Origin of the sequence: Pseudomonas tumuqii (genome assembly GCF_013184545.1) — a bacterium.
GTDB lineage: Bacteria > Pseudomonadota > Gammaproteobacteria > Pseudomonadales > Pseudomonadaceae > Aquipseudomonas > Aquipseudomonas tumuqii.
The window spans coordinates 42,327-62,405 of the sequence record NZ_JAAOJA010000009.1; the positions used below are offsets into that span (position 1 = coordinate 42,327).

The 20,079-nt window shown below is 65.0% G+C and carries 22 protein-coding genes; 14 read left to right on the forward strand and 8 right to left on the reverse strand.

The features are described 5' to 3' along the window. Positions 1–48: 48 nt before the first annotated feature. Genes G9C89_RS16570 through G9C89_RS16585 form a run of 4 tightly spaced genes read left to right on the forward strand, consistent with a single transcriptional unit; the run spans position 49 to position 3,788 of the window. Entirely contained in the window at positions 49–1,437 is a 1,389-nt protein-coding gene (locus G9C89_RS16570) for an MFS transporter (protein WP_172149953.1), read from the forward strand. 18 nt (positions 1,438–1,455) lie between these two features. Further along, positions 1,456–1,956: a single-stranded DNA-binding protein gene (locus G9C89_RS16575; RefSeq protein WP_172149955.1), complete on the forward strand. Its 501-nt coding sequence runs from the start codon at positions 1,456–1,458 to the stop codon at positions 1,954–1,956. 22 nt (positions 1,957–1,978) lie between these two features. Next, positions 1,979–2,863: a sugar nucleotide-binding protein gene (locus tag G9C89_RS16580; RefSeq protein WP_172149957.1), complete on the forward strand. Its 885-nt coding sequence runs from the start codon at positions 1,979–1,981 to the stop codon at positions 2,861–2,863. After that, a complete protein-coding gene (locus G9C89_RS16585) occupies positions 2,856–3,788 on the forward strand; it encodes an NAD-dependent epimerase/dehydratase family protein (RefSeq protein ID WP_172149959.1) in 933 nt (310 codons plus the stop codon). Before G9C89_RS16580 ends, G9C89_RS16585 begins: the two co-directional genes overlap by 8 nt. Before the next feature lie 58 nt (positions 3,789–3,846). On the opposite strand, the gene G9C89_RS16590 is transcribed toward G9C89_RS16585, so the two are convergent. Further along, complete coding sequence (locus G9C89_RS16590; RefSeq protein WP_172149961.1) at positions 3,847–4,533, reverse strand: OmpW/AlkL family protein; 687 nt, start codon at positions 4,531–4,533, stop codon at positions 3,847–3,849. Positions 4,534–4,778: 245 nt separating this feature from the next. Here G9C89_RS16590 and G9C89_RS16595 point away from each other — a divergent pair, with 245 nt between their 5' ends. The 9 genes from G9C89_RS16595 to G9C89_RS16635 all read left to right on the forward strand — a co-directional run bounded on the left by G9C89_RS16595 (position 4,779) and on the right by G9C89_RS16635 (position 14,125). After that, positions 4,779–5,159 carry a DUF2946 family protein gene (locus tag G9C89_RS16595; protein WP_172149963.1) on the forward strand — a complete coding sequence of 127 codons (381 nt, stop codon included), beginning with the start codon at positions 4,779–4,781 and terminating at the stop codon, positions 5,157–5,159. 105 nt (positions 5,160–5,264) lie between these two features. Next, positions 5,265–7,436: a TonB-dependent receptor gene (locus G9C89_RS16600; protein WP_172149965.1), complete on the forward strand. Its 2,172-nt coding sequence runs from the start codon at positions 5,265–5,267 to the stop codon at positions 7,434–7,436. A gap of 52 nt (positions 7,437–7,488) precedes the next feature. Beyond that, a complete protein-coding gene (locus tag G9C89_RS16605) occupies positions 7,489–9,015 on the forward strand; it encodes a PepSY domain-containing protein (RefSeq protein ID WP_172149967.1) in 1,527 nt (508 codons plus the stop codon). A gap of 239 nt (positions 9,016–9,254) precedes the next feature. Further along, positions 9,255–10,028, forward strand: a complete 774-nt coding sequence (locus G9C89_RS16610; RefSeq protein WP_172149969.1) for a DUF3450 domain-containing protein — start codon at positions 9,255–9,257, stop codon at positions 10,026–10,028. Further along, positions 10,025–11,374, forward strand: coding sequence for a MotA/TolQ/ExbB proton channel family protein (locus G9C89_RS16615; protein ID WP_172149971.1), 1,350 nt, complete (start codon positions 10,025–10,027; stop codon positions 11,372–11,374). Before G9C89_RS16610 ends, G9C89_RS16615 begins: the two co-directional genes overlap by 4 nt. Before the next feature lie 55 nt (positions 11,375–11,429). Further along, entirely contained in the window at positions 11,430–11,915 is a 486-nt protein-coding gene (locus tag G9C89_RS16620; RefSeq protein ID WP_172150344.1) for a MotA/TolQ/ExbB proton channel family protein, read from the forward strand. 11 nt (positions 11,916–11,926) lie between these two features. Continuing rightward, complete coding sequence (locus tag G9C89_RS16625; protein ID WP_090503932.1) at positions 11,927–12,337, forward strand: ExbD/TolR family protein; 411 nt, start codon at positions 11,927–11,929, stop codon at positions 12,335–12,337. After that, positions 12,337–13,026 carry an energy transducer TonB gene (locus tag G9C89_RS16630; protein WP_172149973.1) on the forward strand — a complete coding sequence of 230 codons (690 nt, stop codon included), beginning with the start codon at positions 12,337–12,339 and terminating at the stop codon, positions 13,024–13,026. Before G9C89_RS16625 ends, G9C89_RS16630 begins: the two co-directional genes overlap by 1 nt. A gap of 1 nt (position 13,027) precedes the next feature. Further along, on the forward strand, positions 13,028–14,125 hold the full coding sequence (locus tag G9C89_RS16635) for a hypothetical protein (protein WP_172149975.1): 1,098 nt from the start codon (positions 13,028–13,030) through the stop codon (positions 14,123–14,125). 94 nt (positions 14,126–14,219) lie between these two features. Here G9C89_RS16635 and G9C89_RS16640 read toward each other — a convergent pair whose 3' ends face one another. Genes G9C89_RS16640 through G9C89_RS16655 form a run of 4 tightly spaced genes read right to left on the reverse strand, consistent with a single transcriptional unit; the run spans position 14,220 to position 17,373 of the window. Further along, positions 14,220–14,741, reverse strand: a complete 522-nt coding sequence (locus G9C89_RS16640; RefSeq protein WP_172149977.1) for a DUF3299 domain-containing protein — start codon at positions 14,739–14,741, stop codon at positions 14,220–14,222. A gap of 38 nt (positions 14,742–14,779) precedes the next feature. Further along, positions 14,780–16,045, reverse strand: coding sequence for an ABC transporter permease (locus G9C89_RS16645; RefSeq protein ID WP_172149979.1), 1,266 nt, complete (start codon positions 16,043–16,045; stop codon positions 14,780–14,782). Positions 16,046–16,047: 2 nt separating this feature from the next. Continuing rightward, positions 16,048–16,758 carry an ABC transporter ATP-binding protein gene (locus G9C89_RS16650; protein ID WP_172149981.1) on the reverse strand — a complete coding sequence of 237 codons (711 nt, stop codon included), beginning with the start codon at positions 16,756–16,758 and terminating at the stop codon, positions 16,048–16,050. Positions 16,759–16,803: 45 nt separating this feature from the next. After that, complete coding sequence (locus G9C89_RS16655) at positions 16,804–17,373, reverse strand: DUF2796 domain-containing protein (protein ID WP_172149983.1); 570 nt, start codon at positions 17,371–17,373, stop codon at positions 16,804–16,806. Positions 17,374–17,501: 128 nt separating this feature from the next. On the opposite strand from G9C89_RS16655, the gene G9C89_RS16660 reads away from it, so the two are divergent. Continuing rightward, positions 17,502–17,837 (forward strand): hypothetical protein, encoded by a 336-nt coding sequence (locus G9C89_RS16660; RefSeq protein ID WP_172149985.1) that lies wholly within the window; start codon positions 17,502–17,504, stop codon positions 17,835–17,837. 152 nt (positions 17,838–17,989) lie between these two features. Here the strand turns inward: G9C89_RS16660 and trxA are convergent, their stop codons facing one another. From trxA to G9C89_RS16675, 3 genes are all read right to left on the reverse strand, one after another. Beyond that, positions 17,990–18,862, reverse strand: a complete 873-nt coding sequence (gene trxA / locus G9C89_RS16665; protein ID WP_172149987.1) for a thioredoxin — start codon at positions 18,860–18,862, stop codon at positions 17,990–17,992. A 72-nt stretch (positions 18,863–18,934) separates the two neighbouring features. Continuing rightward, positions 18,935–19,591: a class I SAM-dependent methyltransferase gene (locus tag G9C89_RS16670; RefSeq protein ID WP_172149989.1), complete on the reverse strand. Its 657-nt coding sequence runs from the start codon at positions 19,589–19,591 to the stop codon at positions 18,935–18,937. Further along, complete coding sequence (locus G9C89_RS16675) at positions 19,588–20,037, reverse strand: hypothetical protein (RefSeq protein WP_256674262.1); 450 nt, start codon at positions 20,035–20,037, stop codon at positions 19,588–19,590. The genes G9C89_RS16670 and G9C89_RS16675 overlap by 4 nt, the downstream gene beginning before the upstream one ends. Between the last annotated feature and the right edge of the window lie 42 nt (positions 20,038–20,079).

A 20,079-nucleotide genomic window follows, 5' to 3' on the forward strand; every position in this document is an offset into this window, starting at 1 on the left:
TCGAACGGTGCTGCTAGAATCGCCGCCTATTTCATCAAGGCGTTTTCCATGCACGATCCCTACAGCGAGCGCATGAGTGGCGGTGAAACCCGTGCGGCCGCCGGGCTGGCACTGGTATTCGCGTTCCGCATGCTCGGTATGTTCATGGTGCTGCCGGTACTGGCGACCTACGGCATGGAGTTGCGCGGCAGTACGCCGGCATTGATTGGCCTGGCCATCGGCGCCTACGGCCTGACCCAGGCGTTCCTGCAGATACCCTTCGGCATGCTCAGCGACCGTATCGGCCGGCGTCCGGTGATCTATGCCGGGCTGCTGATTTTTGCCGCCGGCAGCCTGCTGGCCGCCAATGCCGACTCGATCTGGGGCGTTATCGCCGGCCGGGTGCTGCAGGGCGCCGGGGCGATTTCCGCCGCGGTGATGGCGCTGCTCTCCGATCTGACCCGCGAACAGCACCGGACCAAGGCCATGGCCATGATCGGCATGAGCATCGGTCTGTCCTTCGCCGTGGCCATGGTGGTCGGCCCGCTGCTGACCCGCGCCTTTGGTTTGTCCGGTTTGTTCATGGCCACCGCCGCCATGGCTTTGCTCGGCATCGTCATCGTCGCCGGGGTGGTGCCGCGCGCGGCCGGGCCGCTGCAACACCGCGAGTCCGGCGTCGCCCGCCAGGCATTGTTGCCGACCTTGCAACATGTCGACCTGTTGCGCCTGGACTTCGGCATCCTGGCCCTGCATGCGATTCTGATGGCCAGTTTCATCGCCTTGCCGCTGGCGCTGGTGGAGCAGGGCGGGCTGCCCAAGGAAGAACACTGGTGGGTCTACCTGACCGCGCTGCTGATCGGTTTCTTCGGCATGCTGCCGTTCATCATCTATGCCGAGAAACAGCGCCGCATGAAGCGCGTGCTGCTCGGGGCGGTAGCGGTGTTGCTGGCCTGTGAGCTGTACTTCTGGCAGTTCGGCAGCAGCCTGCGCGCCCTGGTGCTGGGTACCGTGGTGTTTTTTACCGCGTTCAATCTGCTCGAGGCTTCGCTGCCATCCCTGATCAGCAAGGTTGCGCCTGCCGGCGGCAAGGGCACGGCGATGGGGGTGTACTCGACCAGTCAGTTTCTCGGCGCTGCGCTGGGCGGCATTCTCGGTGGCTGGCTGTATCAGCATTACAGCCTGTCGGGGGTGTTCCTCGGTTGCGCGGCCATGGCTCTTCTCTGGCTAGGCTTTGCTGTTACTATGCGCGAACCGCCTTATGTCACCAGCCTGCGCTTGCCGCTTTCAGCCGCGGCATTGCACGAAGTGGGGTTGGCCGAGCGTTTACAGGCAGTGCCCGGAGTGGCGGATGCCGTGGTGGTGCGTGAAGAAGCCGCCATCTACATCAAAGTGGATACCCAACAATTGGATCGCACGTCCCTCGAGCGCCTGATCGAAGCGGCGCCGGTGACGTGCTGACAGCTCTAGGAGAAAGTTATGGCCCGTGGGGTTAACAAAGTCATTCTGGTCGGTACCTGCGGACAGGATCCGGAAACGCGCTATCTGCCCAGCGGCAATGCGGTCACCAACCTGAGCCTGGCCACCAGCGAGCAGTGGACCGACAAGCAGACCGGGCAGAAGGTCGAGAAAACCGAGTGGCACCGTGTCTCGCTGTTCGGCAAGGTTGCCGAAATCGCCGGCGAATACCTGCGCAAAGGTTCGCAGGTGTATATCGAAGGCAAGCTGCAGACCCGCGAGTGGGAAAAAGACGGCATCAAGCGTTATACCACCGAGATCGTCGTCGACATGCAGGGCACCATGCAGCTGCTCGGTGGCCGTCCGGACAACGCCGGTGGCGACTCCGCCCCGCGTCAGCAGCGCCAGGCGCCGCAACGTGAACCGCAGCGCGAACAGCAGCAGGCGCCGCGTCCGGCTCCGCAGCCGCAGGCCAAGCCCGCGCAGGATTTCGACAGTTTCGACGACGACATTCCGTTCTGATTAACTGAGCCCGCGTTCTATCATGCGTATGCGTCTGATGCTGCTGGGTGGCGGTAATGCCCTGGGGCAAGCGCTGATCCGTCTCGGCGCCGAGGAGGACATCGGCTTCCTCGCGCCGCGCCCGCCGGAAACCGGTTGGGATGCCGCCAGCCTGACCCAGCTGCTGGACGACACCCGCCCCGATGCATTGATCAATCTTGCTTACTACTTCGACTGGTTCCAGGCCGAAGAGGTGAGCGAGGCGCGTCTTGCTGCCCAGGAACAGGCGGTCGAGCGGCTTGCCGAACTGTGTCAGCATCACGAGATTCGCCTGCTGCAGCCGTCCAGCTACCGGGTGTTCGATGGTTCGCGGGTGACCGCCTACAGCGAAAAGGAAGAGCCGGTTCCCCTGGGCGTGCGTGGCCAGGCCTTGTGGCGGATTGAGCAGCGCGTGCGAGCGGTGTGCCCGCGGCATGTGTTGTTGCGCTTCGGCTGGTTACTGGATGAGAGCCCGGACGGCCAGCTCGGGCGTTTCTTGATGCGTGCCGAGCGTGATGAAAGCATCGCGCTGGCCGATGATCGGCGCGGCAATCCGACCCCGGTCGACGATGCCGCGCGGGTCATCCTCGCCGTGCTCAAGCAGCTCGATTGTCAGACGCCGTTATGGGGCACGTTCCATTATGGCGGCCATGAAGCCACCACCTCGCTGGCATTGGGCCAGGCGGTGTTGAGCGAGGCGCGCAACTTCCGCAGTAATCTGCTCGAAGACATCACGGCGCAGGCCCATGCCGCGCGCCCGGATGCCGCCGAGGAGCCGCAGCACGCGGTGCTGGCCTGCAAGAAAATTCTGCATACCTTCGGTATCAAGCCGCGCTCCTGGCGCTCGGCATTGCCGAGCCTACTGGATCGTTACTATCGCCATGTCTGATGCACCTATCCTGATTACCGGTGGGGCCGGCTTTATCGGCTCGCACCTGGTCGATGCACTCTTGAGCCAGGGGCATGCGGTGCGCGTGCTGGACAATCTGTCGATGGGCAAGCGCGCCAACCTGCCCCTGGACAACCCGCGCCTGCAGTTGCTCGAGGGCGATGTAGCCGATGCGGTCCTGGTCGGTCAGGCCGTGGCCGGTTGTGCGGCCGTGGTGCATTTGGCCGCGGTGGCCTCGGTGCAAGCCTCGGTAGACGACCCGGTGAGCACTCACCAGAGCAACTTCGTCGGCACCCTCAACGTCTGCGAGGCCATGCGTCTGCACGGCGTCAAGCGGGTGGTCTACGCTTCGAGTGCGGCGGTCTACGGCAACAATGGCGAAGGTCAGGCGATTGGCGAAGATACGCCCAAGGCGCCACTGACGCCCTACGCCGCGGACAAGCTGGCCAGTGAGCATTACCTGGACTTCTATCGTCGTCAGCACGGCCTGGAACCGGCGATTTTTCGCTTCTTCAATATTTTTGGTCCGCGCCAGGACCCTTCCTCGCCCTATTCCGGGGTGATCAGCATCTTCACCCAGCGGGCGCAGCAGGGCTTGCCGATCCGCGTGTTCGGCGATGGCGAGCAGACCCGCGATTTCTTCTACATCGGCGACCTGCTGGCGCTGCTGACCCAGGCGCTGGACATGCCGCAGGTGGTCGTGGGGGCGGTGAACGTCGGCTGGAATCAGGCCGTCAGCCTGAACCAGTTGCTGGCCGAGATCGGCAGTTTGTGTGGCGGCTTGCCGGCGGTTGACTATCAGGCGGCGCGGCCCGGCGATATTCGTCATTCGCGAGCAGATAATCGGCGCTTGCAGGCCAGTTACCACTTGCCGCCAGTGACCGCCATGCGTGAGGGCTTGCGCAAGCTGTTGGGCCAGGGCTGATCTGTACCCATAAAAAAACCGGCGCTGAGGCCGGTTTTTTTATGGGTGGCGGTTTGCCTTAGAACTTGTAGCCGAGGGCGACCATGTAGACGAATGGGTCTACATCTACATCGACCTTGACCTTCTCGCCAGCGAAGGAGGTGGTGCCGGTGGTGTCGATGTCGATGTAACGCACGTGAGCGTTGACCAGGAGGTTGTCGGTCAGCATGTAGTCCAGGCCCAGCTGGGCAGCGAGACCCCAGGAATCCTTCATGTCCAGACCGCTGAAGCCCTTGCCTTCGGCTTCGCTGCTCAGCTCTGTGTCGAAGAACCAGGTGTAGTTGATGCCCACCCCCGCATAGGGCTGGAAGGCCGAGGCGCTGTCGAGCGGATAGTAGACGACGCTCAGGGTTGGCGGCAGGTGCTTGAGTTCACCCAGGTTGCCGTTCAGCCCGGCAAAAGGGCCCGGCATGCCTTTCACGCCGACGTCATGGCTAAACGGGGTGGCAGCGAGCAGGTCGATGCCGATGTGGTTGGTAATCATGTAGGTGCCGGTCAGGCCCAGTTGGGTATCACTGTCCAGCGTGGCTTTGGTGCCGGCTACGTCGGTGTTCAGCGCACCAACCCAGATATCGCTGCTGCTTTCATGCGGATCGACGGTAGCGGCACCTGCGCGCAGGATGACGTCACCTGCCTCATAGGCCTGGGCGAGGGGGGCGGCCAATGCGGTGGCCAGGATGGAGAGAGCGAGCAGGGACTTGCGCATAGTGAGCTCCGGTCGAGTCATCAGTTGGTTGGGCTGATGGCAATGTTAGGGGCCTAAGCAAATCGAGTTTTGACCCAGCTCAATGAATTGGTCTGCTAGCGACAGGCCATTGTGCCGCATTGGTTCTCGTGGATGGCACGCAGGCCTTGTCGTTGTTGCTTGCGGGGCGCGGCATGCGTCGCGTGTGGCATTCGGCCGCACAGGCTGGCAGTTGTCGGGCAAAGGCGCAGTGCTAGAGTGGCGCCATGAACGCTACCCGTCGTGACCGCTCGCTGATTGCCTGGATGCTGTATGGCTGCGTCCTGTTCAATCTGTTCGCCTGCGGTATTCATCATGGGCAAATGAGTGGCCTGGCCCTGAGTGGGCTTGATGGCCTGTTCTGCTCGACCAGCGGCCACCTCGACTCGGCAATCAACGATTCGTCAGGGTCAGACCCGTCGTCGCCATCCTCCTCGTACACCTGCCCGTTGTGCTCTTCTTTCGGTTTGGCCCTGGCCCTCAATAGCTCTGGCGCATCGCTTGAGCCGCTGGCGGGCTTGCCTTCCACGCCCATCGACGCCTTGGCGTGGGCTGCGCCACCACCACGTTATAGCTGGCCTTCAATCAACCCCCGCGCCTCTCCTTGACTCCACCCATGAAGTGAATCACTCGACCTGACATGAGCGCATGTGCCGTTGTGTGCGTGCTGCAACCGCCGGGCGAGGCCATATCCTTTTGCGTGGAAGTTATTCATGACGCTAAGAAACGCCACCCTGGTGCTGTTGGCCGGCACCTGCCAGCTGGCATGGGCCGAAGATACAGCCCTCAGTTTGCCGAGCATCACCGTTACCGCAGCCAAGCAGACGCAGCCTGGTCTGAGCCTCGATGAGCCGCTGGAGACGGGATCACGATTGGGCCTGACATCACGGCAGACACCGGCTTCGGTCAGCATCGCCGACCGCGCGACCATCGCTGCGCGTGGCGCGAAAGATACCCAGGATGTGATCAACAGCATGCCCGGCATCAATGCGTCGGCCAACCCGGGTTTCGGTGGTTTCGTCTCCTATCGAGGTTTCACCAGCGCCCAGGTCACCCAGCTCTACAACGGCATCGGCATGAGCTACAGCAGTGCCGCGCGGCCAGTGGATGCCTGGATCTATGAGCGTGTCGAGGCGATTGGCGGGCCCTCGACCTTTCTGTATGGTGCGGGCGCCGTGGGGGGCTCGATCAACTACGTCACCAAGCAGGCCAGCCGTGAGGAGCAGGCCGTGGAGGGGCGTCTGCGCTATGGCAGTTACGACTCCTCCGAGCTCGCAATCGGCGTCAACCATGCCCTGGGTGCGGGGCCGGATCCCCGTCATTTTGCCCGGCTCGATGTCAGTCGCACCCGCAGCAACGGCTATATGGATCGCAATGGGCGCGAGTCGTTGAGTACGGCCTTCTCCATCCTCAGTGATCTGACGCCTGAGCTGACCCATACCCTGGCGCTCGAATACCAGGAAGACCAGGAAGACAGTCCCTACTGGGGCTCGCCATTACTGAATCCGGTCGGCGAGACCATGAAGATCGACAGGCGCCGGCGCTTCGAGAATTACAACGTCGCGGATGGCCGTTATGAGCAGCGCGTGCGCTGGGTTCGCTCGATCACCGATTATCGGGTCAGCGACAGCACCAGCCTGCGCAATACCTTCTATCACTACAACGCCCAGCGCGATTACCGCAACCTCGAGAACTACCGTTATAACGCCGCCAATACCCAGGTGCAGCGTTACGCGGCCTACTTGCAGCGGCATGCTCAGCAGGTCAACGGCAACCGCTTCGAGTTGCGTCACGACACTGCCTTGTTCGGCTTGGCCAGCCAGTGGTCAGCCGGTGCGGACTACTCGATCAACCGGCAGACGCTGCACCCCAACGGGCAGTTCCCGGCGTCCGGGGCTCCCTACGATGTGATCGATCCGGATCATTTCGACCCTGGGAGTTTTTACGCCATTCCCGGCGTGAATGGCGGGTTGCAGAAGGTGCGCAAGCATGAGGTCACCACCCTGGCCGGCTTCCTGGAGAATCGCCTGGCGCTGACCGAGCGCTTGGCGCTGTTGACCGGCCTGCGTTATGACCACTTGCACATGGAGGTGACCAACTACGCGGCGGTCACGCCAACCAGCCCGGCCTTTTTCGAGCGTACCTGGGAGCCAGTGACAGGTCGGGTCGGCCTGGTCTACGAGGTGGCCCCGGCGCTGAATGTGTATGTGCAGTACAGCACCGCGGCCGATCCTCCCGCCGGTTCGCTGGCCTCGGCGACCTTCTCTCAGGTACAGAACTTCGACCTGAGTACCGGCGAGCAGGTGGAGGTTGGCGGCAAGTTCGATTTTCTCGAGGGCCGCGGTTCGGCGACGATCGCCGCCTACCAGATCGTGCGGAAAGACTTTGCGGTCAAGGACTCCAACAACCCAACCGTCGATATCCAGGCGGGGCAGCAGACCTCGCAGGGGCTGGAGCTGGCGGCCAGTTTGCGGGTTACGCCGAAACTGCTGGCCGAGGGCAACTTCGCCTATGTCGATGCGCAATACGACGAGTTCAACGAGAACGTCGGCGGTCAGGCCGTATCCCGTAAAGGCAATACACCGACCAACGTGCCCGACCAGGTTGGCAATCTGTGGCTGACCTACGACATCTCGCCAGCCTGGCAGGCCGGGGTCGATGCCCGTTACGTCGCCGCGGTGTTCGCCAATAATGCCAATACCCTGGAAGCGCCGGCCTACAGCCTGTATGGCGTTTTTGCCCGCTTCAACGTGGATGAGCACAGCTCGGTAACGGCGCGCGTGCGCAACCTGACGGACGAACTGTACGCCAAACAAGCTTATGGAACGATGTTCTACCAGGGGGCACCCCGTACCTTTGAGGTCGCCCTGGACACCCGTTTCTGACTGCAGTGAGCCGGGGCGATTGCCGTCGTCCCGGGGTTCGAGGGACTGGCTTATGAAGCGTTATCTGTACTTGTGGCATCGCTGGCTGGGCATCGTGCTGTGCCTGTTCATGGCCATGTGGTTCATCTCGGGCGTGGTGATGATGTATGTCGGCTACCCCAAGCTGACGCCGCGCGAGCACCTGGCGCATTTGCCTGTGCTGGATCTGCAGGGCTGCTGCCGCAGCCTGGATGAGGTTCTTGCGGCTGGCGGGCAGAGCGATGCGCCCAGCAGCATTCGCCTGAGCATGGTCGGCGGCGTGCCGCGCTACCTGCTCGGTTATGCCGGGCAGCCCAGCGTGGCAGTCGATGCCCGTAGCGGGCAGCGCCTGAGTCTGGTTGATGAGGCCCAGGCCATGGCTGCCGCCCGGCAATTCGCCGCAGACGCATCCGCGCGTTACCAGGGGCTTGTGCAGGAAGATGTCTGGACCCATTCGCGGGCGCTGGACAGTGAGCGCCCCCTGCATCGCGTGTCGCTCGCCGACGAGGCGCAGCGATTGCTCTACATTTCCAGTCGTACCGGGGCGGTGGTGCGTGATGCTACCGGGCAGGAGCGCAGCTGGAATTGGCTGGGTGCCTGGCTTCACTGGCTGTATCCGTTACGTGGCGGCGTGTTGAGTGGCTGGTGGGCGGACATCGTCATCTACCTGGCGCTGGCCGCCACCCTGATGGCCGTGCTCGGCAACGTGATCGGTCTATTGCGCTGGCGCTTGCAGCGGCCTTACCGCAGCGGTTCGCGCAGCCCCTATAGCGGCTTTGCCCGCTGGCACCATGTGGGCGGGCTATTGTGCGGCGCATTGGTCATTAGCTGGATTTTCAGCGGCCTGATGTCGATGAATCCATGGCGGCTGTTCGACGCTGCAGCGCCGCTGTCCACGGCGGCATACCAGGGTGGCGAACTTCGCTCCAGGGCATTTGCGCTGGCGCTACCCGAGGCGCTGCGGCGCTTCGAGCAAGCGGGTTTGCAGGCGCGCGAACTGGAATGGCGGTTGATCGCCGGGCAGGGTTATCTGGTGGCCTACGATGGCACTGGCCAAACGCGCATTCTGGCGATGGCGGATGGTCAGGTCAGCAGCCAGCTCCCCCAAGCGACCCTGGAACGCGCGGCCCAGGCCATGCATGGGCAGGGGCAAATGCGCAGCGAACGGCTGGGTGCCTATGACTTCTATTACTACCGGCGGGGCGAGCAGAGCATGCTCGGCCATCTGGAGCAACGCCTGCCGGTGTTGCGCGTGAGGTTCGACGACCCTGGCGAAACCTGGGTGCATCTCGATCTGCACACGGGCGCCATGCTTGGCCAGATGGACAGTGGCAAGCGCACCTCGCGCTGGCTGTTCGCCCTGCTGCACAGCTGGGACTGGCTGCCGCTGCTGGAGAATCGTCCGTTGTGGGACCTGCTGATGCTGCTGTTCAGTGCTGGCGGGCTGCTGATCAGCCTCACCGGTGCCGTGCTCGGTTGGCGGCGTTTGCGCCGGCCTCGTCGAGTGCGGCGGCCGCAACGGCATCCGGGGCTTGCCGCTCCCGTGGGAGATGTCCCGTGAGTCTGCAGCGCGGCGATTACACGCAAGTCGCATCAGGGTGGTTGCTAGATGATGCTAATGCAGTTGATAATGGTTATCTTTACTGCGTTGGCTCCCGTCAAGGTGCCGCTCATGTCCTCTGGACCAAGGTGCCTGCCGGATGTTTATCGAATACCACTCAGCCTTGCAGCAGTTTTAGATTTAGAAAGGTTATAATGTTTCTTTTTAATATAAGCCCGTCGCTCGAGGACTCCCGTCGCATGAATCTGTACCCCCTGCGTTCACTGGCCGCCGCTCTAGTGCTGAGCAGCACGCCGGCGCTGGCCGCACCGCTGGATGCCGCGCTGGATGAGAGCCAGCGCCTGGCCGCAGACGCCAAGGCGTCCCAGGCGCGTATCGAGCAGCTCGACGATGCCAGTCGCGAGATGCTCGGTGAGTACCGCAATGCCTTGCAGCAAGCCGAGGCGCTGAAAGGCTATAACCAGCAGCTGCAAGAGCTGGTCGTTGCCCAGCGCCAGGAGCTGGCGGGTTACCAGGAGCAGCTGGACGGCATCGAGCGCACCCAGGAAGCGGTGACGCCACAGATGCGCCGGATGGTCGAGGTGCTCGGTGAATTCATTGCCGCCGACCTGCCGTTCCTGCCGGATGAGCGCAGCGATCGCCTAGCGCAGTTGCAGGATCTGTTGCCGCGTGCCGATGTCAGCCTGGCGGAAAAGTACCGGCGCATTCTCGAGGCCTATCAGGTCGAGAGCGATTACGGCCGCACCCTGGAGGCCTGGCGTGGCGAGCTGCCAGTCGACGGCGGCGCGTCGCGTAGCGTCGAGTTTCTCCGTCTCGGCCGGGTGATGCTGTACTACCAGAGCCTCGACGGCCACGAGAGTGGCTGGTGGAACCCGCAAAGCCGCAGTTGGCAGACGCTCGATGGCAGTGCCCGGCGGCCGTTGCATCAGGCCATTGCCATTGCTCGTCAGGAACAGGCTCCGGCCCTGCTCGATCTCCCTGTGCAAACCCTGACCCAGGAGGCCAAGCAATGAGCCGTCGTGTCCTCGCCATCTTGACCCTGGCGCTGTTGCCGGCGATTGCCAGTGCCGCCGCACCGCTCAGCCCGGATCAACTGCTGCAGCGCATTCGCAGCGAACGCGCCGCCGAAGTCACGGCCATGCACAGTCGCGAGCAGGCGTTTGTCGCCGAGCGTGGCGAGCGGGCGCAGTTGCTCGCCGACGCGCGGGCGGCCTTGCAGACCCAGAAGGCCCAAGCCGAACGCCTGAAGGCCGAATTCGATCGGCAGGAGGCCGAGCTGGCCGAGCAGGAAAAGCTCCTCGGCCAGCGCGTCGGTCATCTGGGCGAGTTGTTTGGCGTGGTCCGCCAGAGCGCCGGCGATGTCGCCGGGCAATGGCAGGACAGCCTGCTCAATGCGCAGTATCCCGAGCGCCTGCAGCGCCTTGAGGCGCTGGCCGAGAGTCGCACCTTGCCGTCCGCCGCGGATCTCGATGGCTATTGGATGCTGCTGCTGGAAGACCTGACCGCCAGCGGCCGGGTCGAGCAGTTGCAATTGCCGGTGGTGGCCGCCGATGGCAACCGTAGCGAGCAGTCGGTACTGCGCGTCGGGGCTTTCTCGGCCTATAGCGAGGATGCCTATTTGCGTTACGACGCCGATGCCGGCGAGTTGCTCGCACCGCCGCGACAGCCGTCCGGATTGGGCCAGGTCGAGGATTACCTGCAGGGTGGCGCAGCGCTCGCCAGCCTGCCCATCGACCCCAGTCGTGGCACGCTGTTGGCGCAACTGCAGCGGCAGCCGACCCTGTGGGATCGCCTGCAACAGGGCGGCCTGGTTGGCTGGGTGATAGTCGCACTGGGCGTGCTGGGTCTGCTCCTGGCCATCTGGCGCATGCTTCATCTGGCCCGGGTCGGACGTGGGGTGAGCGCGCAGCTGCATGATCTCAGCGCGCCGCGTGACGATAATCCGCTGGGCCGGGTGATCGGCGTGCTGGGGCCGCAACCGCAGCTGGCCGATCTGGAAACCCTGGAGCTGAAGCTCGACGAGGCGATCCTGCAGGAAACCCCGCCACTGGAAAAAGGCCAGAGCCTGCTCAAGCTGCTCTGCGCGGTGGCGCCGCTGCTCGGCCTGCTCGGCACCGTGACCGGCATGATCGTCACCTTCCAGGCCATCACCCAGGGCGGTGGCGGCGATTCGCGGCTGATGGCCGACGGCATTTCCCAGGCCCTGGTCACCACGGTGCTGGGCCTGGTGGTGGCGATTCCGCTGCTGTTCCTGCACAGCCTGCTGGCCAGTCGCAGCAAGAGCCTGATCCAGTTGCTCGAGCAGCAAAGTGCCGGCTTGATCGCCCTGCACCTGTCCGGGGCGCCGCGTCGTGACTGATTGGCTCGGCGTATGGCTGCGCCTGGTCGACAGCAGCTACGCGCTGCTCGACTTCATGAGCGCCGGCGGCGTGGTGATGTGGGCACTGGCCGGGCTCTGCGTGGTGTTCTGGACCCTGGTGTTCGAGCGCTTCTGGTATGTGCGCCGGGTTTTCCCGCAGTGGGGGCGCGAGCGGCGCAAGGCCTGGCAGCAAGTGCTGCAGGACGACAACGGCAGCTGGCAACGGGCGGTGCGCGCCGCCTGGCTGGCGCAGGCGCGGCAACACCTGCTCGGCCCGCTGCGGCTGAGCAAGACCCTGGTGGCGATGTACCCGCTGCTCGGCTTGCTCGGCACCGTCAGCGGCATGGTCGCGGTGTTCGACGTGCTCGCCATCAACGGCACCGGCAACCCGCGCGGCATGGCCGCCGGCGTCTGGCAGGCGACCCTGCCGACCATGGCCGGCATGGTCCTGGCAATTACCGGATTGTTCAGCCTGGCACGCCTCGAACGCGATGCGCGCCGGGCCCTCGAGCGGCTGGCCGACCAGCTGCGTCACGACTGAGACTGTTCACTATGCGAATGCGCCGACACCACCAGCAGGACGAAGACACCGGCATCGACCTGACGCCGATGCTCGACGTGGTCTTCATCATGCTGATCTTCTTCATCGTCACCAGCTCCTTTATCAAGGAGTCCGGTGTCGAAGTGCAGCGTCCCCAGGCGGAGACTGCCAGCCCGCAGGACAAGGGCAATATCCTCATCGCCGTGACCGCCGATGGCCAGGTGTGGATGGACAAGAAAGTCGTCGACGTACGCAGCGTGCGCGCCCATGTCGAGCGCATGCGCGTCGACCAGCCGGAAGGTGCGGTGGTGGTGCAGGCCGATCAGGATGCGCGTACCGGCCTGGTGGTGCAGGTGATGGATCAGGCGCGTCTGGCCGGGGTGCAGGATGTCGCCCTGGCGGCTAGCTCGGGAGCACTTTGATGCGTGTGCCGTTGGCCTTTCTCGGCGCCTGCCTGATGGCCGTGGCGCTGTTCGCCTTGATGCTGTACATGGTGGCGCCGCCGCGCAGCCAGCCCTCGGACGAGCCGGTGACGGTGGCCAACTTCGTACGCCTCGATGGCCATGCCAGCGACACCGCGACGCGCACCCGCCAGCAGGCGCCGCAGCCACCGCAAGCACAAACCCCGCAACCGCCGACACCGCCCACGCCGGTCGCCGCCACGCCGAGTGCCACGCTGCCGGCGCTGGATCTGCAATTGCCGAGTCTGAGTAGCGGCATCGCCGTCAACAGTGCGCCGACCCCGAGTCTCAGCGGTCTGAGCGCCGGCGCCGGCGCCGGCGCGCCCAGCGCACCGGCGCCAAGCGAGTCCGCTGGCCAGGCCGGCGGCCCGGAAAGCGAGGTGATGCCGCTCAACGATGTCAGTCCGGACTATCCGCGCTACGCCTTGCAACGGGGCATCGAAGGGCACGTCAAGCTGGCGTTCACCATCACCCGCGCCGGTGCGGTGGAGAATATCCGGGTGATCGAAGCCAGCCCGCAGAATGTGTTCGAGCGCGAAGCACGGCGCGCCGCCGTGCGCTGGCGCTTTGCCCCGCGGACCGAGAGCGGTCTGGCGGTGGCCCGCGAAGCGGTGAAAACCCTGTACTTCCGCCTTGAGGGAGGTCGCTGAGATGCAGCGTTTGTTGCTGTTATGGATTCTGTGCACGGCGAGTGCCGTGCAGGCTGCCGGGCAAAGCGTCGAGCCGGGCGTATTCCGTGCCCTGAATGCGGCCCAGGAGGCGCAGCAGCAGGGCGACTATGCCGCGGCCAGGCGGGCGCTGGATGCGGCCAAGGCCAAGCCGGACAGCCTGGAGCAGGCCTTGCTGTGGCGCAGTCGCGGCTATCTGGCCTGGGCCGAAGGACAGAACACCAAGGCCATCGAGCTGCTCGGCAAGGCGTTGAACAGTGGCAAGCTGGATGCCGAGTTGCAGGCCGGCGAGCAACTCAACCTGGCCCGGCTCAACCTGGCCGAGCGTCGCTACGCCCAGGTCGTCAGCCTGCTGGCGGCGCAGCAGGCGACGGCCGCTGAAGAGGTCCTGCAGATGCTGGTGCAGGCCTATCAGGGGCTGGGTCAGCCGGCCAAGGCGCTGCCGCTGGCCGAGCGCTATGTGCAAGGCAATCCGCAGGCGGGCGACAGCTGGTTGCAGTTTCTCGTCGCGGTGAATGCCGACCTCAAGCGCTACCCGGCGGCCGAGCGCTGGCAGCGTCAGCTGCTCGGCCGTCAGCCCGATCAGGCCCAGGGCTGGCGACAGCTGGCCGCCCTGCAGCAGCTGAGCGGCAGCCACGCCAAGGCGTTGGCCACCCTGCGCGCCGCGCACAGCAAGGGCCTGCGCTTCAATGAAAGCGAGCTGGACAACCTGGTGCTGCTGGCTGGCGCGGCCGAGCAACCCTGGCAAGGAGCCAAGCTGCTTACCGGCATGCTCGAACAGGGCTTGTTGCCGCGTACCGCTGCCCGCGAAGAGCGCCTGGCCCTGCTCTGGTGGCAGGCCCGCGAGCGCGCTGCGGCGGCGCGTATCTACCGCGAACTGGCGGGGCGTTCCGGCAGCGCCAAGCATTGGCTGAACCTGGCCCAGCTGGAGCTGGAACAGGCCCGTTGGCAGGCCGGCCTGGAGGCTCTGGCCAAGGCCGAGCGCGCCGGTGCCGAACGCAGCAAGGTGCGCGCCTGGCGCAACTGGGCGGAAAGCGAGCTGAGTTTCGAGCGGGAAAAGCGGGTGGCCAGCGCCGACTGAAACCTGCCGCGGTTAACCGTAGGGTGCGAAGCTGGTGCGTACGGCACAGCCCACGGCCAGGAGCCTAGGATGCGCGGGTTCAGTGTAGGCGCTGCTAACTATCCGGCAGCTCGTAGGCGTAGATCTTGTCCGCCTGCATCTGGTAGCCGGCTTCGGCCAGTTCGCTGCTGCTCTGCTCGACCTTCAGCGCGCCCTCGATCCAGAACGGCTGATAGAGCGCATCAAGCAGCACGCCCAGTTCGGTGGTGACGTGCACGATCTGGTTCGATGGCGGTGGCGGTACATGGATGCAGGCGCCGAAGTAGGGCACCAGCAGGAATTCGGTGACGCGGCCTTCGTCGGTCACATCCAGCGGCACTATATAACCGGGCAGCTTCACCGCCTGGCCGTCCAGTTCCTTGACCACGGGCGCGGCGGGCGATTGTTGCTGGCTGGCCGGGCCGGCTTCGGACAAGGCGTCGGCCAGTTGCGAGAGGTCATGGATGGGCGCGGGCTCGACCACTTGCGCGGGCGCATCGGCCGGGACCATGTCCGACCAGGTCAGCTCGCGCACCTCGGCGGCCGTTACCGGCGCGGCCAGGGCGATAAGCACAGCAGCGAGCAGGGGGCGGAGCATGGTGCTACCTCGTATCGAAAAAAGCGTCATAAGCGGCGTTATAAACGAATCGACAGGCCATCGGCCAGCGATTGCCGGTAGGCACGCCAGGCGGGGACGCAGCCCATCAGCAGGGCGGCACTCAGGATAGCGCCGAGCAGCGCCCACTCATAGGCCGTTGGCAGGTCAAGCGGCAGATACAGGCCGTAGTTGGCCTGCACATGGCCCTGCGCCCCGGCGATGCCCAGATACAGCAGCAACAGGCCCAGCAGCACGCCGGCCAACGCCAGGGCGAAGGCTTCCAGGATCAGCAGGCTGGCGATATGCCAGGGCCGCGCGCCCACCGAACGCAGGATCGCCATTTCCCGGCGGCGTTCGTTGAGGCTGGTGAGAATCGCCGTGAGCATGCCGATCAGCCCGGTCAGCACCACGAACAGCGAGACCACGAACAGCGCCTTTTCCGCCGTGCCCATCAGGCTCCACAACTCCTGCAGGGCGACCCCGGGGAGAATCGCCAGCAGCGGTTCGCCGCGGAATTCATTGAGCTCGCGTTGCAGGCTGAAGGTGGCGATCTTGCTGTTGAGGCCCAGCAGGAAGGCGGTGATCTGTTTGGGCTGCAAATCCAGGGCGCGCGCCTGCTCGGCACTGACTACCCCGGCGCCGCGAGCCGGCATGCCGTTCTGCCAGTCGACATGCAGCGCTTCCATGCCGGCCAGGGAAATATGCAGGGTGCGATCCACCGGGGTGCCGGTGCGCTCGAGGATGCCGACCACGCTAAAGGGCTTGTCGTCGTGCTTGACCAGGCTGATGGTGGCCACGCCATGGGCCAGTACCAGCTCTTCGCCGAGGCGGTAGTCCAGCGCCTTGGCCACTTCCGCGCCCAGTACCACTTCGAACGGGTCGTCGGCAAAGGCACGGCCCTGGCCGATCTGCAGCGGCTGGCTGCGGGCATAGCGGAAGTGCTCGAAGTAGGCCGGGCTGGTGCCCATCACTCGGTAGCCGCGGTGCGAGTCGCCGAGGGAGATGGGGATCGCCCACTTGACCTGGCGGTGGTCGGCGAAGCGCTCGAAGCTGTCCCAGCGAATGTTGTTGGTCGCATTGCCGATGCGGAATACCGAATACAGCAGCAGATTGACCGAGCCGGAGCGCGCGCCGACGATCAGGTCGGTGCCGCTGATGGTATTGGCGAAACTGGCGCGCGCTTCCGTGCGCACCCGCTCGACGGCCAGCAACAGGCAAACGGAAAGGGCGATGGCGAATACCGTGAGCAGCGCGGTGAAGCGGCGGTTGCCCAGGCTGGCCAGGGCCAGACGTAATAGGTACACCTTCAGACCTCCGTCGGGGTGGCGGCGCGATTGAGTTCGGCCAGCGACAGGCTGCGGTCGAACAGGCGCGCCAGGCTCTGGTCGTGACTGACGAACAGCAGGCTGGCGCCGGCCTCGCGGCATTCGGCGAACAACAGCTGGAGGAAGGCCTCGCGGGCGTCAAAGTCCAGCGCCGAGGTCGGCTCGTCGGCGATCACCAGTTCCGGCTGACCGATCAGGGCGCGAGCGGCGGCGACCCGCTGTTGCTGACCGATCGACAGTTCATCGGCGCGGCGTTCGAGCAGTGTCGGCTCCTTCAGGCCGAGGTGGGCGAGCAGGGTGGCGGCGGCCTGGTCGATGCTGCCGTGGCGCTGGATGGCGCGGCTGGCGCGCAGCCTGGAGAAGTGGCAGGGCAACTCGACGTTCTCGCGCACCGAGAGAAACGGCAGCAGGTTGAACTGCTGGAAGATATAGCCGGTGTGGTCGACGCGAAAGCGGTCGCGGGCGCTGGCCGAGAGTGCGCTCAGTTCCTGGTCGAGCAGGCGAATGCTGCCGCGATTGGGCGTTTGCACGCCGCCGAGCAGGCCGAGCAGGGTGGTCTTGCCGCTGCCGCTGGGGCCCTTGAGAAACAGGCTTTCGCCGCGCTGCAGGGTGAAGCTGGGGATGTCCAGCAGCTGCGCCTGGCCGGGCCAGGCGAAACCGAGATTGGACAGGCTGATCAGGGCATTGCTCATAAAGTAAGCGACTGGGTTGACCCAGCCGCTCTGCACTCCGAAATTTTAGAAGCTGAGGGAAGGCTTGGCGGGCGTCAACTCGACGCCTTGCTGGCCGCTCGGGCCGATCAGTTGTACCTGAATTTTCTCGGTGGCGGGGAAGCGCTTGAACAGCTCGCTCAGGTTCAATTGCTTCAATTCGCTCGGCTTTTTGCAGTCGAGTTGGTACTGCGCATGGATTTCGCTGTGCTCGCTCTCGTCTTCATCGGCGTGCTGTTCGTCGTGCGCGGCTTCTTCGAATAGCGCACTTTCCAGTTCTTGTTCACTCAGGGTGCAGTCGCCGGCATTCAGGCCGAACAAGGCCTGCGGGTCTTGTAGCTGGCTGCGCACCGTCGCGACCTTGGCTTTGTCCGCGGCGCTGTTGGCCGCATGTTCGAAACCCGCCAGGTTCATCGCCGGGCTTTCCAGCTGCAGCTCCAGGGCTTGGCCGTCGAGCACCACATTGAGCCGGGCGGCGCCATGCTCGTGGGCGTCGAGGCTGCCATGTTCATCCGTATGCGCGTGGTTGTGCTCGTTGGCCTGGGCGGCGGCCAGGGGAAGCAGGGCAAAAGGCAGGGCAAGCAGCAGGCGACGCATGGTGATCTCCGGTCGGGATTCAATTTACTTGTTACGTTATAACAACTTTTATATGGGTCTGACCAGCTCCGCTTGGCGGGCTGCGCCTGACGTGGGAGCATGCCTGTCGATTACTCGAGGGCAGCAAGATGGTGCGAATCCGTGGACGGGTCGGCGATTGGCCGGTGGATCTGACAGTGGAACTGGACGCGCAGGACTGGGCGCAACTGGCGCAGCAGATGATGCCTGCTGCCGCCGCCAGCGAGCCGGCAGCGGTCGTCGCAGCAACGGATGCGCTGTGGCAGACCACCTTGGACCTGCTGCGTCAGGCCGGACGGATCGAAGGGCCGCAGCTACTGGCCCAGCTGGCCGCCTTGGCCGGCAGTGAGGCGGCGGGCAAGCGCCTGCTGGTGCGTTTGCGCCATTGCGCCCAGGTGCGCATGGAAGCCGCTGCGGATGCGCCTATCTATCACTGGATTGGTTAATAAGTACCGATGGGGTAGCCGCCACGGCGACAGGTTATCCATCATCTGACCTGTCGCGGCTGAAGCCCCTCCCACGAGCACAGTTAGCCCTGTGGGAAGGGCCGGGCGGCGTTCCGCTTCAGCCGCGAGGCCCGACAGAGGCCCAGGCCTGTCTAGTAGATCGCCTGATACAGCTTGCGCCGGTAGGTGGTGACCAGCGGGTGCTGGGTGCCGAGCAGGTCGAACACCTGCAGCAGGGTCTTGTGCGGCAGGCCGTCGGCGTAGGCGCGGTTGCGCGTGAACAGCTGCAGCAGGGCATCCAGTGCCGGCTCGTATTGCTGGCGGGCCAGTTGCTGGATCGCCAGCTGGTAGGCGGCCTCATCGTCTGCGCCGTTCTGCGCCAGGCGGGTTTTCAGGCTGGCGACATCCGGCAGGTCCGCCGCCTGCCGGAGGAAGGTCAGCTGCGCGCGAGCGCCGGCCAGGGCCTGCTTGTGTTCGTCGCCCTTGACCGCATCGAGCACGCTTTGCGCTTCGTCCAGCTCGCCGCGTTCGGCCAGGCAGCGGGCATAGAGGATCAGCGCCAGGGCATTTTCGTTGTCCTCGCCGAGCAACTGCTTGAGCAGGACTTCGGCGTCGCCGATGCGTCCTTCGGCGAACAGCGCCTGGGCGCTTTCCAGGGGAGCGACGCCAGGCGCTGCCGGCTCGGCCACGTGGGGCTTGAGCAGTTCGCGTATCGCCGACTCAGGCTGCGCGCCGGAGAAACCGTCGACCGGCTGGCCGTTCTTGAACAGCACCACGGTGGGCAGGCTGCGGATGCCGAAGCGCGCGACTATGTCCTGCTCGAGGTCGCAGTTGACCTTGGCCAGCAGCAGTTCGCCCTGATAGCCCTCGGTGATCTGCGCCAGCAGTGGCATCAGCGCCTTGCAGGGCGCGCACCACTCGGCCCAGAAGTCGACCAGCACCGGTTTGTGGAACGAGTTCTCGATCACCAGTTGCTCGAATTGGGCGCTGCCGGATACGTCGAAAATATAAGGGATGTCGCTCATGGTCGGTCTCGCTGGGCGAAAAATGGCTATCACTATAAATGTGGGCGCCTGCTTGCGGAAACAAGGCGTGTGTCAGTCGCGTTGCGCGTGATACAGGCTGACCTGGCGAAACTCGGCGGGCTCGGCCAGATCCGGCCAGGTGCAGGCGTCCATCAGGCCAAGGCGCCGATACAGCGGATGCTGGAAATCGCGCACCCGCGAATCGGCCACCAGCGCCTGGCGGCCGCGGCTGAGGAACTGGTCGAGCAGCGGCAGGTTGGCGCGGTCGTAGAGCACGTCGGCGACCAGGATCAGGTCGAAACGGTCGGCTTCCTGGAAGAAGTCCGCCGAGTAGCCCAGTTCCACCTGGTTGAGTGCGGCATTGGCCCGGCAGGCCGCGAGGGCCAGTGGATCGAGGTCGCAGGCCACCACTTCGAGGGCGCCCGCCTTGGCCGCGGCAATCGCCGCGACGCCGGAACCGGCGCCGAAATCCAGTACGCGTTTGCCGCGCACCCACTGCGGGTGTTCGGCCAGCCAGCGCGCCAGGACCAGGCCGCTGGCCCAGCAGAAGCACCAGTAGGGCGGTTCCTCGAGAACGCGCCGGGTTTCCTCCGGGTTGAAGGCGCGCGCCATATTGGCGGCATCGATCAGCCAGAGTTTCAGCTCGGTAGCGGGCAATGGCTCGGCCACCAGCCTGGCGTCACCGAGCAGCTCACTCAGTGCCGCCTGCAGGGCGGCAGTGCTGCTCACGGCGCCGGCACCAGGCGTAATTCGCCGAGTTGCTGGCTGTCGTTGTGGCGAATCGGTCGCGGCGGCAGGCGCAGGATCAGGCGTCCGGCTTGATTGACCCGGCCGCGCAGTTCGACCTGGACCCCAGGAATGAAGGCCTCCGGGTTGAAGGGCAGGCGAAAGGGCAGGGCCGCGCCGTTGCCGGTCAGTTGCACGTTGCCCAGCAGGCCCTGGGGCAGGCCACGCGCATCGATCAGCAGCAGAGCCAGTTCGACTTCGCCATCGCTGGGTACGCCGAGCAGGCTGCCGGTGAGTTCGCGCAGGTGCGCCGACAGGGGCGCCGGCGCCGCCGCGCTGCTTGCTTCAGGCGCCGGCTTGGTCGTGGGCTGGGGCTGGGGCGGCACGGCGGGTTCGCCGGCGCAGGCAGCGAGCAGTCCGGCGAGGGTGAGCGGAGCGAGCAGTCGCATGGCAATGTTCATCTGAGGGGTAGGCCTGAAAGAAGCGGTGTG